This is a genomic window from Janthinobacterium sp. GMG1 (assembly GCF_034427795.1).
In the GTDB taxonomy this organism is placed as follows: domain Bacteria; phylum Pseudomonadota; class Gammaproteobacteria; order Burkholderiales; family Burkholderiaceae_D; genus Janthinobacterium.
This window is the reverse complement of the sequence record NZ_JAXQNT010000010.1, coordinates 153824-169816: the sequence shown is the minus strand read 5'-3', so window position 1 is coordinate 169816 and position 15993 is coordinate 153824. Positions and strand designations below refer to the sequence as shown.

The window sequence follows — 15993 nt, the reverse complement described above, 5'->3', positions numbered from 1 at the left end:
GCAACTCAATTGCATCTGCATAGATTATGTACTATCATTAGTTACATGAGACGCGACAGCAAACTATCATCGATCCTCCATGTGCTGCTGCACATGGCCCACGCGGGACGCCCGATGACGTCCGAGGAACTCTCCGGCTACCTGGACACCAACCCCGTGCTGGTGCGGCGCGTGATGGCCGGCTTGCGCGAGCGCGGCTACGTGGCGTCCATCAAGGGCCATGGCGGCGGCTGGCGCATCGTCTGCGACTTGCGCAGCGTGACCCTGCAAGACATCTACGTGGCCGTGGGTTCGCCCACCATCTTCGCCATGGGCAACCGCGTCGATCAGCCGGGCTGCCTGGTCGAACAAGTGGTCAACCAGTCGCTGGCCGGCGCCTTCGACGAAGCCGAGGCATTGCTGATCCGGCGCTTCGGCGCCGTCACCCTGGCCGACCTGGCTGACCGTTTCAGCCAACAATACGCCACCCACAAAGGAGCACCGCATGCACATTCCTGAATCGCCTGGCATTCCGTTCGATGCCATCATCGTCGGCGGCAGCTACGCGGGCCTGTCCGCCGCCACGCAACTGGCGCGCGCCCGCCGACGTGTGCTGGTGATCGACGGCGGCCGGCGCCGCAACCGCTACGCCAGCCATTCCCACGGTTTCCTGACTCAGGACGGTAGCGGCACGGCCGCCATCGCGGCCGAAGGCAAGGCGCAGTTGATGGCGTATGCCAGCGTCACATGGCTGGACGGCACGGCCGTGCAAGCGGTGGCGAGCGGTGATGGCGATGGCTTCGACGTGACCCTGGCGGACGGCAATGTCGTGCACGGCCGCCGCCTGGTGCTGGCCACCGGCGTGATCGACGAACTGCCGCCCGTCGATGGCCTGGCCGAGCGCTGGGGCGGCAGCGTCTTTCACTGCCCGTACTGCCACGGCTATGAACTGGAGCAGGGCGCCATCGGCGTGCTGGCCACCGGCCCCCTGTCCATGCACCACGCCCTGATGCTGCCCGACTGGGGCACGGTCACTTTTTTCCTGAATGGCGCGTTCGAGCCGGATGCGGCGCAGCTGGCGCAGCTCGATGCGCGCGGCGTCAAGCTGGTGCGCACGCCCGTGGCGCGGATCGACGGCGTGGCCGACGTAGTTACGGCCGACGGCAGCCGCCACGCGATGGCCGGCCTGTTCGTGGCGACCCGCACCCGCCTGGCCAGTTCCCTGGCCGGCGAATTGGGCTGCTTGCTGGAAGAGGGACCCATGGGACCGTTCGTGCGCACCGACGAGCAAAAGGCCAGCAGCGTGCCTGGCGTGTTTTGCTGCGGCGACGCGGGCCGCATGGCTGGCAGCGTGGCGTTCGCGGTGGCCGACGGCGCCATGGCAGGCGTGGCGGCGCACCGTTCGCTGCTGTTCGGACTCGATCAGGCGGCAAAACCACCGTCGATCTTCAGTCCGGCGCCCGTGACGAAAGCCGCTTCCGCGCTGGCCAGGTAGGCCACCATGCCGGCGATTTCATCGGCCGTGCCATGGCGGGGCAGGGCCATCAGGCCGTGCATCAGGTCGGCGAAGTCGCCCGTCGGCGGGTTCATGTCCGTGGCGACGGGGCCAGGTTCCACGTTGTTGATGGTGATGCCGCGCGGTCCCAGGTCGCGCGACAGGCCTTGCGTCAGGCCGCTCAGCGCCGATTTGCTCATGGCATAGGCAGCCGCGCCGCCGAACGGCATGCGGTGCGCATTCGTGCTGCCGATGTTGATGATGCGCCCGCCCGTCTGCATGTGCGCCACGGCCGCCTTGATGGCGACGAACACGGCGCGCACGTTGACGTTCAAGGTCTTGTCAAAGTCTGCCAGCGAAAAGTCGTCGATGGCGCCGGGCAGGAACACGCCCGCATTGTTGACGAGGATATCGACACGGCCGAACTGCGCCGCCACCTTGTCGATGGCGGCCGTCAGGGCGCTGGCGTCGGCCGCATCGGCTTGCACGCCCAGGGCCTTGCCGCCTGCCGCTTCGACTTTGGCGGCCAGCGCCTGCGCTTCGGCGGCGGAACTTTGATACGTGAAGACGACGTTGGCACCCTGGCTGGCAAGGCGGCGTACGATGGCGGCGCCGATGCCGCGCGAGCCGCCCGTCACAAACGCGATCTTGTCTTGCAGTGGTAAAGAGGTGCTGGTGGTGGCTGGGGTTTGCATGATGTGCTTTCTGTGTGAGGAGTCGAGGAATTCAGTATCTGCCTTTCATTCCTGTCGCGCTAGCCATCAATCCCTACAATCACTTTCAACCATTACTATCAAATGGGCGGGTAGAATAGGGGCATGGAAGCCCTCAATCACTTGCAATCGTTTGTGCTGTCCGCCGAGCTGGGCAGCTTTTCGGCCGCCGCGCGCCGCCTGGGGTTGACGCCGGCGGCCGTCAGCAAGAATGTGGCGCGGCTGGAAGCGAGCCTGGGACTGCGGCTGTTCCAGCGCAGCACGCGCCGCCTGACCCTGACGGAAGGGGGCGAGCGCTTCCTGCAGCAGATCGGCGGCGCCCTGTCCACCTTGCGCGAAGCGATCGCCGGCGTGGCGGAAGAGGGCGGCCAGCCGGCCGGCATACTGAAAATCAGCATGGCGCCATCGTTCGGGCGCAGCTACGTGGTGCCCTTGCTGGGCGAATTCATTGCGCGCTATCCTGGCGTCATCCCCGACTGCCATTTCGACAACCGGCAAGTGGACTTGATCGGCGAAGGGTTCGATGTCGCCATCGGCGGCGGCATCGAACTGACGCCGGGCGTGGTGGCGCGGGAATTGGGCCACGCCCACATCGTCGCCACGGCGTCGCCCGCCTTCATGCAGGGCAAGGCCATGCCCGCGCATCCGTCGGACCTGGCGCACTTCGACGGCGTGGCGCGCCGCTCGGCTGGCAGCGGCAGATTGCGCAGCTGGATATTGCGCGACGGATCCGGCGGCGAAGGCGTGGCCGAATGCCGCCCGCGCGCCATCTTCGACGACCCGGAAGCGATGGCGCAGGCAGCCATCCTCGGCGTCGGCGTGGCGCTGCTACCCATGCCGCACGCGCTGGCCCATTTGCGCAGCGGCGCGTTAATCCGCTTGCTGCCCGGCTGGCATGCTGATTCCGGCCCCCTGTCCGTGTACTATCCCAGCAAGAAACTGCTGCCCGCGAAGACGCGCGTGTTCGTTGATTTCCTGCTGGAGCAATTCCGCCAGCGCGATTTCGCCGCGCAGATACGGCCCGATTAAACAATGAAGAATCTTATGCCTGACAATTACAGCCTGTTTTACACCTTTGACCATGACCAGCCGGCCCGCTTCCAGGAAGCGCGCGTGTTCGGCAAGACCGTCTGGACGGCCAGCGGCGCGGCCATGACCTGGGGCGCGGAGACACGCACACAGTACGCCAGCGTAGCCGAAGCGCAGGCCGCCTATCTGGCCCATTGCGACGCGGCTGTTGCCGATGGCTATATCCTGGAGCGCGCCATGCTCATCGACCCTGCCGTCTTCGATTTTGCGCTGCTGCAAACCCTGGTGGCGGACGCCGCGCGCCTGGCTGTCGATGCCGTGCGCCGTGCCCATCCCGACCAGCATATCGACGCTTTCGCGCTGGTGAGCGACGACAGCGCCATGACCATCGACCCGATGGCCAACAGCCGCGAAGCGCTGGACGCCTCGGAATATGGCGACGAGATGCTGTGGAATCCGGCCGAATGGGCGTTTGACGAAGGCGGGGCCTACTTCGACAGCGCCTACCGGCTGTTCTTGCAGGCGCACCGCGACTTGCCGTTCGACGTCGATTTCAGCACTTTTCGCAGCGGCGTGTTCGAGGCCTGCATCGCGGCGCTGGCGCAGCTCGATGCCGAAGGCTGTTTTGGCGTGGGAGTGCAGCGCGACGATTTCGTACTGCTGTTCGAGGTCAGCGACAGCGAAACCGTGGAAGGCGCCATGGCGCGCCTGAATCCGCCGGCAGTGGTGGCGCGTTTCGCGGCGTGGATGGCCAGCTGGGCCGACTAGGCTCTACGCCGCCACCAGCCTTAACCGCGTAATCTCCGCCGGCGCGCCGATGCGCTTGGGCGGGCCCCAGTAACCGGTGCCGCGGCTCACATAAATCCACAAGCGGCCTTGCCGGTGCAGGCCCGCCACGTACGGCTGCTGCAGCGGCACGAACAGATTCCACGGCCAGAATTGGCCCCCATGCGTGTGGCCCGACAATTGCAGGTCGTAGCCGGCCGCTTCGGCCTCGGGCGCGCTGCGCGGCTGGTGCGCCAGCAGAATGCGGGGGATGTCGGCGGGCGCGCCGGCGATGGCCGCTTGCGGGTCGCTTTTCTGGGCAGGGTCGAAACTGGCCGCATTGAAATCGGTGACGCCGGCCAGGGCCAGGCGCGCGCCGTCGTGTTCGAGGACCGCATGTTCGTTCATCAGTACGCGCAAGCCCAGGCGGCGGAACTCCGCCACCCACGGTGCTGCACCCGAATAGTATTCGTGGTTGCCTGTGACGAGAAAGACGCCATGGCGCGCGCGCAGCTCACCCAGCGGCGCCGTATGGCTGCCCAGTTGCGCCACCGTGCCATCGACCACGTCGCCCGTGATGGCGATGATGTCGGGCCGCAGGCCGTTGGCGCGCGCGACGATGGCTTCCACGTAGGCGCGCTTGATGGTGGCGCCCACGTGGATGTCGCTCAGCTGCACGATGTTCAGCCCTTGCAGCGCCTGCGGCAGGCCGGCAATCGGTACCGTCACTTCGCGCACGCGCGCCACCTTGCGGGCGTTGATGAAGCCGACGACGGTGGCCAGCAGCGCCAGGAGCAGGACGGCCACGGCGGACGCCTGCGCGTGCGGGCGCATGGCGGGAATCAGCATCAGCAGTTCACGCAGCACGGTGAGCACGAACAGCGAGGAAAAAAAGCCCATGCACAGCGAGCCGGCCCAGCTCAGGCGGTCGGCCAGACGCGCATCGTTGGTGACGGCGCGGGCGAAGATGGTCATCGGCATGAGCATGGTCGAGGCGAGCAAGACGGCGCCGCCCAGCAGCCAGCCGGCCAGGCCGACAGGCAGCGCCGGCAGCAGCAGCCAGCCCAACAGGGCGTGCAGGGCGCCCAGTATCATGGTGATGCGCAGCAGCGGCGTGCGGGTTTTCATGTCATGGTTCCAGAGGTGAGGCGGCCGCCGATTATAGCCGACGCCCTGGCAACACGCAGCCGCCATCCCCGCTCATGGAGCAATATGCAATCCCAGCATGGCCAGCTTGCCGAAATCGACAGGCTTGGCAAAATGTTCATTGAAGCCCGAGGCCAGGGCCGCCTGGCGGTCGTGTTCCTGGCCGTAGCCGGTCAGCGCGACGAGCAGGAATTGCTGCGGTATCGGCAACTGGCGCAGTTTGATTGCCACGTCGTAGCCGCTCATGTCGGGCAGGCCGATGTCGAGAAAGACGATGTCGGGCTTGAATTCCAGGGTGCGTTCGGTCGCTTGCGTGCCCGTGTAGGCCGTGCGCACCGTGTGGCCGTACATTTCCAGCAGTTCGGCCAGGGTGTCGGCCGCATCGCAGTTGTCGTCGACGACGAGGATGCGCTGGCTGCCGCCGGTGGCGGTCTGCGGCGCGGGCGCGGCCGGCAGCGGCACGTTGGCGTCGAGCGGCAGGAGGACTTCGAAGGTGCTGCCCAGTCCCACGCCGGGGCTGCGCACGCTGACCTGGCCGCCGTGCAAGGTCACCAGGTTGCGCACCAGCGACAGGCCGATGCCCAGGCCATCCTGTACCCGGTCGGGCGAGTGGCCGCTCTGCTCGAACAGGCCGAAGATGCTGTCGATATTGGCGGCGGCGATGCCGATGCCGTTGTCGCTCAGACGGATGCGCACGTTGTCGCTTTCGCGTTCGGCGGTAATGGCGATGCACCCGCCCGGTGCCGTGAACTTGGCCGCGTTGAGCAGCAGGTTGGCGACGATCTGCGACAGGCGTACGGCGTCGCCGCAGACCCACAGTTCTTCCTGGGGCAGGTTCACGTCCAGTGCATGGCCGCGCGCCTCGACGCTGTGCGAACTCGTTTCCAGCGCGCTGCGGATGACGCTGGCCAGGCTCACACTTTCCCACTGCAGCGAGATTTTACCCTGCGAAATGCGCGACACGTCGAGCAGGTCGTCCACCAGCCGCACCAGGTGGTCCGTGTGACGGCCGATGGTGCGGCGCGCATTGTCCTGCACGGCCGGCACGACGGGGTCGAGCTTGCACAGCAGGGCCAGCGCCGTGCGGATGGGGCCCAGCGGGTTGCGCAATTCGTGCGCCAGGGTGGCCAGGAATTCATCCTTGCGGCGGTCCACGTCGCGCAGCGCGCGCTCGACCCGTCCCAGGCGCAGCAGCGCCTTGACGTTGGCGATCAGTTCATCGGCCTCGATCGGCTCGACCAGGTAATTGTCGGCACCGCCGTCCAGGGCGCGGATCTTGTCGGCCGTGCCGATGCAGGACGCGGACGTTTGCAGCACCAGGATGGTGCTGGTCTCGTCGCCGCCCTTCAACTGGCGGCACACTTCCAGGCCGTTGATGTCGGGCAGCTTGACGTCGAGGAGGATCAGGTTGGGGCGGTCCTGGCGGGCGCGCAGCAGCGCGTCGCCCCCGTTCGAGGCTTCGATGACCTTGAAGCCGGCGCGTTGGAGGATGCGCGATTTGGCGTAGCGTGCGCCATCGCTGTCATCGACGTTCAGGATCAGAGCATCGCTGTTGTTATCCGGTAGCATGCGCATTGTCCCAGGTGGTTGTGCCTTGCGGCGGAACCGGCTCTTGCCGGTGGTGTGGATTGCCGATCAGCGCGCGCAAGGTCGCCAGCAATTGCTGGCGCGACAGCGGTTTGACGTAGTAGGCATCGGCGCCCAGGGCCAGGCCCTTGCGCACGTCGTCGATCTCGGTGGCGACGATGACGGGCACCTGGCGCCGCAGCGGGTCGTTTTTCAGCTCGGCCAGCCAGTGCCAGGCCGTTTCGCCGTGCAGCAGGATATCGAGGATGACGGCGGCGGGGCGCTGCTGTTCCCAGCGCTCCTGCGCCTCGCGCACGCTGCGCGCGGGAACGACGCGAAATTCGCTGCCTGCCAAAAATTTTTCATACAGCAGGCGCACGGGCGGATTGTCTTCTACCACCAGCACGGCGATGCGCTGGTCATTGCCATTGTCGTTGGCCGGCGCGCACGGCGGCAGGGTGCCTTCGGGTGCATGGTAGCTGGCGGGCAGGACCACGGAAAACAGCGAGCCCTGGCCTGGCGTGCTTTCCACGGCCACCGTGCCGTTGAGCAGGGTGGCCAGGTTGCGGCACAGGGGCAGGCCCAGGCCCGTGCCCTTGACTTTGCGCTGCATGTGGTTTTCCACCTGGCTGAATTCCTCGAAGATCATCTGCACGTCTTCGGCGGCGATGCCCAGGCCCGTGTCGGAGACGGAAAAGCGGATGGCATCCTGCTCCGGCAAGGGCGTGGCGCTGACGATGATGGCGCCGGCTTCCGTGAACTTCAGGGCGTTGGCGATGAAGTTGCGCAGGATTTGCGACAGTTTGCCTTCATCCGTGTGGATGTGCAGCGCCGGGTCGGGATCGATGAAGGTCAGTGTCAGCGACTCGGATACCAGCAGCGGGCGCAGCATGCCGCGCAGGGCGCTGAACAGGTCGGCCACCTGGAAGCTGTTGGCGTGCACGTCGACCTTGCCCGCCTCGATCTTGGCCAGGTCCAGCAGGTCGTTGACCAGGTCGCTCAGGCTGACGGCGCTTTGCAGGATGAACAGCACCTGCTTTTCCTGTTCCTCGGACAGCTCACCGTCGATGCGGTCGAGCAGCAGCCTGGACAGGGCGCGAATGGAGCTGAGCGGCGTGCGGAATTCATGGCTCATGTTCGACAGAAAGCGCGATTTCATCTGGTCGGCGCGGCGCAGGTGGTCGGCTTTTTCATCGAGTTCCGCGAACAGCGCCACCACGCCGCGGTTGGTGTCTTCCAGTTCGCGCGTCAGCTGCAGCAAATCGTCCTGGCGTGTCTTCAGTTCGGCCAGGGTGGTCAATAGTTCGCGGTTCTGCTGCTGGACTTCGGACAGCGTGATATCCGGCGGCAGCGCCTGCAGGCTGCCGGACAGCGCGCCGACGCTCTGCCCGTCGAGCAGGGGCGCGTCGCGCGGGAACAGCTTGTGCAGCGTGATGTGCGTGCCATCGCCCGGTGCGCTGCGAATATGGCAGCGGTCCATCAGGCGCTGGGCGCCCAGGATACCCAGGCCCATGCCCGTCGGCGAGCGGTAGGTGCCGGCCAGTATTTTGTCGAGCTGCGCGATGCCGGGGCCCTGGTCTTCGATGCGGATGCTGAGCACCTGCGGCGCCGTCTGGCCATCGATGGCAAAATGCACCTTGCCGCTGCCGGCGTAGTTGTAGACGTTGCGCGCCAGTTCCGACACGGCCGTGGCGATGCGCACCTGGTCCTGCACGCCGAAGCCGCACAGGGCGGCGATCTGCCGCGCGCGCTGGCGTGCGCCCACCACATCGAGTTCGCTGCCTATATGGGCCGTTAATATGCGTTGGGTCATGGCGTGTTGTTCCTTTCCGCACCGGCAGGCCGGTGCTCCTCATGTTCGCGCAGCACCACTACCGTGACATCGTCGCGCCCGCGCGCGAAATCGCGGTACAGCACGGCGGCGACGAGGCTGGGGTGGCATTGCGCCAGGCCCGGATACTGTTCCAGGTCCCAGCGCGTGTGCAAGCCGTCGCTATGCATGATCAGTGTCGCGCCCGGCTGCCATGGATAGCAGAATTCCTGCACCTTGCGCAGGTTGCTGCCGACGATGCCGTTATGCGACAGCAGGTGCCGGCGCTGCCGCGCATCGAAGGCGCAGGCGGCGATATTGCCCACGCCCGCGTAGCGCAATTGGCGGCGTGCGCTGTCGATATGCGCCAGCGCCAGGGCCGCGCCGCGCGTGGCGCGCAGGGCGCCGTGGGCCAGTTCGATGAAGGGGGCGGGCAGCGGTGGCAGTCCCGGCGTGTCGTGTTCCAGCAGCGCGCTGGCGCGTTCCGACGCGCGCGCCGCCAGCGGGCCGTGCCCCAGTCCATCGGCCACCATCAGGCTCAGTTCATGGCCTTCGCAGACGACGTTCCAGGCGTCGCCGCATACCTGTTCCGAGGCCAGCGGCAGGCACACGGCGCCGATGCGCCAGTTCGGACTGGGCGGGATGGCGCTGCTGGCGTTTGGCCCCCAGACCACCACCATCAGCACCGTGCCCTTGCCTGGCGCCGTGTACAGGTCGAATTCCTGGCTCAGGCGGCGTATCGCGCCCAGCCCCACACCGTAGGTGCCCGTGGTGGAATGGCCATCCTGCATGTGCTGGCGTACATTCGCCATGCCGGGGCCATTGTCGATGGCCAGCACTTCGATGCCGCTGGTGCCGCCGCGCAGCACCTTGCGCAGCAGGATTTCGCCGCGCTGCGCGTGCTTGACGATGTTGGTGGCCGCTTCGCTGATGATGATGGCCAGCTGGCCCGTGCGCACATCGTCGAAGCCGATGTGGCGCGCCAGTTCGTTGCCGGCGCGGCGGGCCGCGGCGATCTCGCTCGGTTCGCCGACGGGGAAACTGCGTTGCCTGAGAATGTCAGGTTGTGGTTCCTGGTGGTTCAAAACAGCTTCCATTTCGCGATGGTGACGGTGGTGCCCGCGCCGGGCGCCGTGTCGATGTGAAAGGCGTCGGCCAGGCGCTTGGCGCCGCCCAGCCCCAGTCCCAGCCCGCCGCCGCTGGTGTAGCCATCGGTCAGCGCCAGGGGGATATCGTCGATGCCAGGTCCCGCATCGACAAAGCGCAGCTCCAGTCCCTGGCGCGCGCCATCGCAGACGCGCGCGATGCGCGCTTCGCCGCCGCCGCCGTAGCGCAGGGTGTTGCGCGCCAGTTCGCTGGCCGCCGTGATGATCTTGGTCTGTTCGATCAGGCCAAAACCCATGGCGACCATGCTGTCGCGCACCTGCTTGCGCAGCCGCACGACGTCTTCGTCGCTGTGCAGGGGCAGGATCTGCTGCACCTGTTGCACCCCCGCCTGCGCCTGCGCGCCTAGCACGGCGCCCCCGTCATGCGCATGCGCCGCCCCGTTCCAGCAGCTTGATGCCCAGCTCCACGTTCAGCGCCGTGCTCACGCCTTCCAGCGTCAGCCCCAGTTCCACCAGGGTGATGGCGACGGCCGGCTGCATGCCGACGACGACGGTGCGCGCGTCGAGGATTTTCGCCATCGCCGCCGTGTTGCTGATCATGCGGCCGATGAAGGAGTCGACGATGTCGAGCGCGGAAATGTCGATCAGCACGCCCGTGGCGCGGTCTGTCACGATGCGGGTGGTCAGGTCGTCCTGCAAGGTCATCGCCAGGCGGTCATGCATGTCCACCTGGATCGTCACCAGCAGCAGCCGGCCCATGCGTAAAATGGGGATTCTTTCCATAGGCGCCTCAGTGTTGTTGCTGCTGGTAGGTGATGCTGGAACCCGTGCGTTTCAGGGCCACGACGAAGGCGTCGGCCAGCGTGGCCTTGGTCATCACGTCTTCCAGGTTGACGCCCAGATGCACGATGGTTTGCGCGATCTGCGGACGGATGCCGCTGATGATGCAGTCGGCGCCCATCAGGCGTGCTGCGGCGATGGTTTTCAATAGATGCTGCGCCACCAGGGTGTCGACGGTGGGCACGCCGGTGATGTCGATGATGGCGATCAGGGCGCCCGTATCGACAATCTTTTGCAGCAGGCTTTCCATCACCACCTGCGTGCGCGCGCTGTCGAGGGTGCCGATCAGGGGCAGGGCCAGCACGTTTTGCCACAGCTGCACCACGGGCGTGGACAGCTCCAGCAATTCCTGCTGCTGTCGCAGAATCACCTGTTCGCGCGCTTTCTGGTAGATGGCGATGGTCAGCAGGCCCAGCTCGTCGAACAGCTTGCTGGTGCTGACGATGGCGTCGCCCAGTTGCTCCGGATGGGCCGTGATTGCCTTGCGCAGGTAGGCGAACAGCGGCTCCTTGAGGGCAAACATGAAGCTGGCCGTGTCGATCGGCGAATAGCCCTGGCGCACGCGCGACTGCGATATCTCCGCGATCAGCTGGCGCGTATCGTCCCAGGCGCCGCCTTCGATGTCGAATGAGTCGCCGCTTTCCAGCGCACTGGCCAGCAGCGGCAGGAATTGCGATGCCTGCTGGCGCAGCTCGTTCTCGGCGATCTTGTCGCGCCGTACCAGGCGGGCGATCAGGCCGGCCATCCAGCCGTCCAGCAATTCCGTGTGGTGCGCGTTGATGATGCCGGCCAGTTGCTGCGCCTGGCCCGTGCCCGTCTTGGCAGTGTCCATCTTCATTCTCATACTCATCCTTGGCTGGAGTGGAGGGTGCGGCACGGCCGCAAACGGGCCCGCGCTGTGATGAATAAATTATAAGCAGACATGGCCGTAGCTTGTGTTCCATGCCGCACATAGTGGCCATGTCAGTATGAAATACTGGCTATTTAAAGATGCATGTAATTTGCATGTTTAAGTGAATTCCGCTACACTGGGAACACTCAACAAGAGAAACACGCCATGAATATCGACAAATTCAAACAGCAGCACCTGGACATCCTGACCGCCATCGACGACTTGCGCGAGCTGGCGCGCGGCGGTGTGGCCGCGCAGGCGCGGGCCATTGCCGACCAGATCATCGCCATGAGCGGCTTGATCAAGCTGCACCTGGCCGTCGAGCAGCGCTACCTGTATCCGGCCGCGCAAGCGTCCGGCGTGGCCAAGGTGGCACAACTGGGACGTCAGTACGAAAACGAAATGCACGGCATCGCCGGCGCCTACCTCGATTTCGCCGGCCGCTGGAATACGCCCGTGCGCCTGGAAGCGGAACCGGAAGCCTTCCGCAGCGAAGCCAATACCGTGCTGCACGCGCTGTTCCAGCGCATGCGCCGCGAAGACCACGAGTTATATCCAGCCGTTGAAACGCTGGCCTGAGACCGCTTACAAATAAATATACACAGGAGTTTTACATGCTGACCCAAGAACAACGCGCCATCATCACGGCCACCGTCCCCATCCTCGAGCAGGGCGGTGAAGCGCTGACGCGCCACTTTTACAAGAATCTGTTCCGCGACCATCCCGAAGTGCTGCCGTACTTTAACCAGGCGCACCAGCACAGCGGCGACCAGCAGCGCGCACTGGCGAATGGCGTGCTGATGTATGCCAAACATATCGATAAACTCGATGCGCTCGGTGACCTCGTGGCCACCATCGTCAACAAGCACGTGGCCCTGCAGATCCGCGCCGAGCACTATCCGCTGGTGGGCGCCAGCCTGCTGCAAGCGATCCGCGAAGTGCTGGGTGTAGAAGTCGCCAGCGACGCTGTCATCGATGCCTGGGGCGCGGCGTATGGCCAGCTGGCCGACATCCTGGCCGGCGAAGAAGGGCGCATCTACAAGGCGCAGGCGGCCGCACCCGGCGGCTGGAGCGGCGCGCGCGATTTTCTGGTGCAAAGCAAGGTCGTGGAAAGCGGTGAGATCACGTCCTTCCTGCTGGTGCCCGCCGATGGCCAGCCCGTGCTCGACTTTGCGCCAGGCCAATATATCGGCGTGCTGGCCACGGTCGATGGCGTGCCCATGCGCCGCCAGTACTCCTTGTCGGCCGCCAGCAATGGCCAGACGTACCGCATCAGCGTCAAGCGCGAAGCGGGCGGCAAGGTGTCGACTTTCTTCCACGATCACGTGCAGGCGGGCGACACCGTTCAGCTGACGCCGCCATCGGGCGACTTCGTGCTGACGGATAGCGACAAGCCGCTGGTGCTGATCAGCGGCGGCGTGGGTATCACGCCGACCCTGGCCATGCTGACGGCGGCCCTGCGCGGCAAGCGTCCCGTGCATTTCATCCACGCGGCGCGCAACCACGGCGTGCATGCATTCCGCGCGCAGATCGATGCACTGGCCGCGCAGCATCCGCAGTTGCAGCGTTATTACTGCTACGCGGAACATGGCGGCGAGCAAGATGCGCCCGATGCCGTCGGCTTGCTGAATAAAGAGCAGCTCGGTCACTGGCTGCCGGCCTCGCGCGACGTCGATGCCTATTTCCTGGGGCCGCAGCCATTCATGCGGGCCGTCAAGCAATACCTGCGCGAGCTGGGCGTGCCGGAACAGCAGACGCACCATGAATTCTTCGGACCGGCTGCCGCCTTGAACTGATTTCCTTCCTGCCTTGTGTTGTCCCCGCGAGAAAAAACGCTGCCGTAAGGGGCGGGTAAGTCTCGCGCTGTACTGTGAATCCAAGCTCGCACAAAAGAGCACGCTTTTACATAACAGGAGGCAACACAATGCATGACGATCTGGTTCAAAAAATCAAGGGCGACCCCAGCTATCATCAGCTGGTCAAGGTGCGTTCCCGCTTCGGCTGGGCGCTGACGGGCCTGATGATGCTGGTGTACTACGGCTACATCCTGCTCATCGCCTTCAACAAGGAATTCCTGGCCACGAAAACGGGTGCAGGCGTGATGACCTGGGGCATGCCGATCGGCCTGTTCGTCATCGTGTTTACCGTGCTGGTCACCGGCATTTATGTGCGCCGCGCCAACAAGCAATTCGACGACCTGACCAGCGCCATCCAGGCACGGGTGCAGGCATGAACGGCGCCCCATTGACGCAACGCAAACTCGCCTGCCTGGCAGCCCTGACCTTGCTGGCGGGCGCCAGCAGCAGCGTGCTGGCGGCCGGCGCCGATCTGGGCCAGGCAGTCAAGCAACCGACCAACTGGACGGCGATCATCATGTTCGCCGCCTTCGTCATTTTTACCTTGTTCATCACCAAGTGGGCGGCCGCGAAGACCAAGTCGGCTTCCGATTTCTACACGGCTGGCGGCGGCATCACGGGCTTCCAGAATGGCCTGGCGATTGCCGGCGACTATATGTCGGCGGCATCGTTCCTCGGCATTTCCGCCGCCGTCTTCTTGAACGGCTACGATGGCCTGATCTATGCCATCGGCTTCCTCGTCGGCTGGCCCATCATCACCTTTTTGATGGCCGAGCGCTTGCGCAACCTGGGCCGCTACACGTTTGCCGACGTGGCCGCCTACCGCTTCAAGCAAGCGCCGATCCGCATCTTTTCCGCTTCCGGCACCCTCGTCGTCGTGGCGTTCTACCTGATCGCGCAGATGGTAGGCGCGGGCCAGCTGATCAAGCTGCTGTTCGGCCTCGAATACTGGATCGCCGTCGTCCTGGTCGGTACCTTGATGATGATTTACGTGCTGTTCGGCGGCATGACGGCCACCACCTGGGTGCAGATCATCAAGGCCGTGATGCTGCTGGGCGGCGCCACCTTCATGGCCGTGGCCGTCCTGGCGCAATTCAATTTCAGTCCGGAAGCGCTGTTCGCCAAGTCGGTGGACGTGCACGCCACCAAGGAAGCCATCATGGGTCCTGGCAGTTTCATCAAGGATCCGATCTCGGCCATCTCCTTCGGCATGGCGCTGATGTTCGGCACGGCCGGCTTGCCGCACATCCTGATGCGTTTCTTCACGGTGCCGAGCGCCAAGGAAGCGCGCAAATCCGTGTTCTGGGCCACCACCTGGATCGCCTATTTCTATATTCTGACCTTCATCATCGGCTTTGGCGCCATCGTGCTGGTGAGCACGAATCCCGAGTTCAAGGATGCTGCCGGCAAGCTGCTTGGCGGTAACAACATGGCGGCCGTGCATCTGGCCAAGGCCGTGGGCGGCAACGTCTTCCTCGGCTTCATGTCGGCTGTCGCGTTTGCCACCATCCTGGCCGTCGTGGCGGGCTTGACCCTGTCGGGCGCGTCGGCCGTGTCGCACGACCTGTATGCGACAGTCATCAAGAAGGGCAAGGCCACGGGCGCCAATGAATTGAAAGTGTCGCGCGTGACGACGATCGTGCTGGGCATTATCGCCGTGGTGCTGGGCATCGCCTTTGAAAAGCAGAACATCGCCTTCATGGTGTCGCTGGCGTTCGCGATTGCCGCTTCGGCCAACTTCCCCGTGCTGTTCATGTCGGTGCTGTGGAAAGATTGCACCACGCGGGGCGCCACCATCGGCGGTTTCCTCGGTTTGACCACGGCCGTCGCGCTGACGGTGGTGTCGAAATCCGTGTGGGTTGACGTGCTCGGCCATGGCGAAGCGCTGTTCCCTTACGCCTCGCCGGCGCTGTTCTCGATGACGGCCGGCTTTGTCGGCATCTGGCTGTTCTCCGTGCTCGACAAGAGCCCGCGCGCGCGCATCGACCGCGCCGGCTACGAAGCGCAGCAAATGCGTTCGGAAACGGGTATCGGTGCGGCAGGCGCCAGCGCGCATTGATATAGAGGAGTTGCTGAAAGAGATAATGCCCGGTTCGCCGGGCATTATTGTTTTTGGCGAGCTTACTTTGCCACGCGCAGGGGAATGACGCCCGCCGCCAGCGCGGGCGCGCCCGGCGTCGCTTCGAGTATCGAGGCCAGGGTCACCGTATCGAGCACGGCCAGGAAGGCGGCCGTGGCCTGGCCCAGCTTGGCCTTCAGCAGGCAATCGGGTGTCAGCGGGCAGGTATTGTTTTCCATGTTAAAACATTCCGCCATGAAAAAATCGTTTTCCGTCTCGCGCACGACGGTGCCGATATTGATCTCGGCCGGGTCGCGCGCCAGGCGCAGGCCGCCATTTCTCCCGCGCACCGTTTCCACGATGCCTGACAGGCCCAGCTGGTGGACCACCTTCATCAAGTGATTCTTCGAGATGGAGTGCAGGTCGGCGATGTCCTGGATGGTCACGAGGCGGTCGCGGTGCACGCCCAGGTACATCAGGGTGCGCAGGGTGTAGTCAGTGTAGGCAGTCAGTCGCATGGGGTTCGTTCATAAGATGTGGATTACATCCTTGTTTCAACCGCAGCATACAGGAGAGGGCCGGCCCTGTGTGTTGCCTGTGTGTTGCGCCGTCACTTTTCAGCCTCGAAAGACAAAAGTTGATTGCCTTTCGCCTAAATGCGTAGTAAATTTTCATATTGTTGCCTTGGCAAACAGCTCGTAAGCCCTTGCTGGTCCTTTGGGTGGGATTTTTATTGA

General features: G+C 64.8%; 17 protein-coding genes. 8 read left to right on the top strand and 9 right to left on the bottom strand.

Going from position 1 to position 15993, the window contains the following annotated elements:
- Window positions 1–45 precede the first annotated feature (45 nt).
- Together SJI03_RS23375 and SJI03_RS23370 are read left to right on the top strand one after the other, a co-directional pair.
- Complete coding sequence (locus SJI03_RS23375) at window positions 46–498, top strand: Rrf2 family transcriptional regulator (RefSeq protein ID WP_322428792.1); 453 nt, start codon at window positions 46–48, stop codon at window positions 496–498.
- The gene (locus tag SJI03_RS23370; protein ID WP_322428791.1) at window positions 485–1474 is read left to right on the top strand and encodes an NAD(P)/FAD-dependent oxidoreductase; all 990 of its coding nucleotides are present in this window, start codon (window positions 485–487) and stop codon (window positions 1472–1474) included. Before SJI03_RS23375 ends, SJI03_RS23370 begins: the two co-directional genes overlap by 14 nt.
- Here the strand turns inward: SJI03_RS23370 and SJI03_RS23365 are convergent.
- Window positions 1402–2169, bottom strand: a complete 768-nt coding sequence (locus SJI03_RS23365; RefSeq protein WP_322428790.1) for an SDR family oxidoreductase — start codon at window positions 2167–2169, stop codon at window positions 1402–1404. The genes SJI03_RS23370 and SJI03_RS23365 overlap by 73 nt on opposite strands.
- Before the next feature lie 123 nt (window positions 2170–2292).
- Between SJI03_RS23365 and SJI03_RS23360 the strand changes: the two genes are divergently transcribed.
- Window positions 2293–3216: a LysR family transcriptional regulator gene (locus tag SJI03_RS23360; protein ID WP_322428789.1), complete on the top strand. Its 924-nt coding sequence runs from the start codon at window positions 2293–2295 to the stop codon at window positions 3214–3216.
- A gap of 15 nt (window positions 3217–3231) precedes the next feature.
- Window positions 3232–3984, top strand: a complete 753-nt coding sequence (locus SJI03_RS23355) for a DUF4303 domain-containing protein (RefSeq protein WP_322428788.1) — start codon at window positions 3232–3234, stop codon at window positions 3982–3984.
- A 3-nt stretch (window positions 3985–3987) separates the two neighbouring features.
- Here the strand turns inward: SJI03_RS23355 and SJI03_RS23350 are convergent, their stop codons facing one another.
- The 7 genes from SJI03_RS23350 to SJI03_RS23320 form a co-directional block, all read right to left on the bottom strand.
- Window positions 3988–5109, bottom strand: a complete 1122-nt coding sequence (locus SJI03_RS23350; protein ID WP_322428787.1) for a metallophosphoesterase — start codon at window positions 5107–5109, stop codon at window positions 3988–3990.
- A gap of 72 nt (window positions 5110–5181) precedes the next feature.
- Window positions 5182–6696, bottom strand: coding sequence for a response regulator (locus SJI03_RS23345; protein WP_322428786.1), 1515 nt, complete (start codon window positions 6694–6696; stop codon window positions 5182–5184).
- Window positions 6683–8506 (bottom strand): ATP-binding protein, encoded by a 1824-nt coding sequence (locus SJI03_RS23340; protein ID WP_322428785.1) that lies wholly within the window; start codon window positions 8504–8506, stop codon window positions 6683–6685. The genes SJI03_RS23345 and SJI03_RS23340 overlap by 14 nt, the downstream gene beginning before the upstream one ends.
- Window positions 8503–9588: an ATP-binding SpoIIE family protein phosphatase gene (locus tag SJI03_RS23335; protein ID WP_322428784.1), complete on the bottom strand. Its 1086-nt coding sequence runs from the start codon at window positions 9586–9588 to the stop codon at window positions 8503–8505. Before SJI03_RS23335 ends, SJI03_RS23340 begins: the two co-directional genes overlap by 4 nt.
- Entirely contained in the window at window positions 9585–10019 is a 435-nt protein-coding gene (locus SJI03_RS23330; RefSeq protein ID WP_322428783.1) for an ATP-binding protein, read from the bottom strand. The genes SJI03_RS23335 and SJI03_RS23330 overlap by 4 nt, the downstream gene beginning before the upstream one ends.
- Before the next feature lie 10 nt (window positions 10020–10029).
- Complete coding sequence (locus SJI03_RS23325) at window positions 10030–10392, bottom strand: STAS domain-containing protein (protein WP_034785745.1); 363 nt, start codon at window positions 10390–10392, stop codon at window positions 10030–10032.
- A gap of 7 nt (window positions 10393–10399) precedes the next feature.
- Entirely contained in the window at window positions 10400–11287 is an 888-nt protein-coding gene (locus SJI03_RS23320) for an STAS domain-containing protein (protein WP_416208783.1), read from the bottom strand.
- Window positions 11288–11506: 219 nt separating this feature from the next.
- Between SJI03_RS23320 and SJI03_RS23315 the strand changes: the two genes are divergently transcribed.
- The 4 genes from SJI03_RS23315 (at window position 11507) to SJI03_RS23300 (ending at window position 15256) form a co-directional block, all read left to right on the top strand.
- Entirely contained in the window at window positions 11507–11920 is a 414-nt protein-coding gene (locus SJI03_RS23315) for a hemerythrin domain-containing protein (RefSeq protein WP_322428782.1), read from the top strand.
- 35 nt (window positions 11921–11955) lie between these two features.
- Entirely contained in the window at window positions 11956–13137 is a 1182-nt protein-coding gene (hmpA, locus tag SJI03_RS23310; protein ID WP_322428781.1) for an NO-inducible flavohemoprotein, read from the top strand.
- 128 nt (window positions 13138–13265) lie between these two features.
- Window positions 13266–13574 (top strand): DUF485 domain-containing protein, encoded by a 309-nt coding sequence (locus SJI03_RS23305; RefSeq protein ID WP_099377336.1) that lies wholly within the window; start codon window positions 13266–13268, stop codon window positions 13572–13574.
- Entirely contained in the window at window positions 13571–15256 is a 1686-nt protein-coding gene (locus SJI03_RS23300) for a cation acetate symporter (RefSeq protein WP_099377335.1), read from the top strand. Before SJI03_RS23305 ends, SJI03_RS23300 begins: the two co-directional genes overlap by 4 nt.
- Before the next feature lie 62 nt (window positions 15257–15318).
- Here the strand turns inward: SJI03_RS23300 and SJI03_RS23295 are convergent, their stop codons facing one another.
- Window positions 15319–15774, bottom strand: a complete 456-nt coding sequence (locus SJI03_RS23295; RefSeq protein ID WP_322428780.1) for an Rrf2 family transcriptional regulator — start codon at window positions 15772–15774, stop codon at window positions 15319–15321.
- Window positions 15775–15993 lie beyond the last annotated feature (219 nt).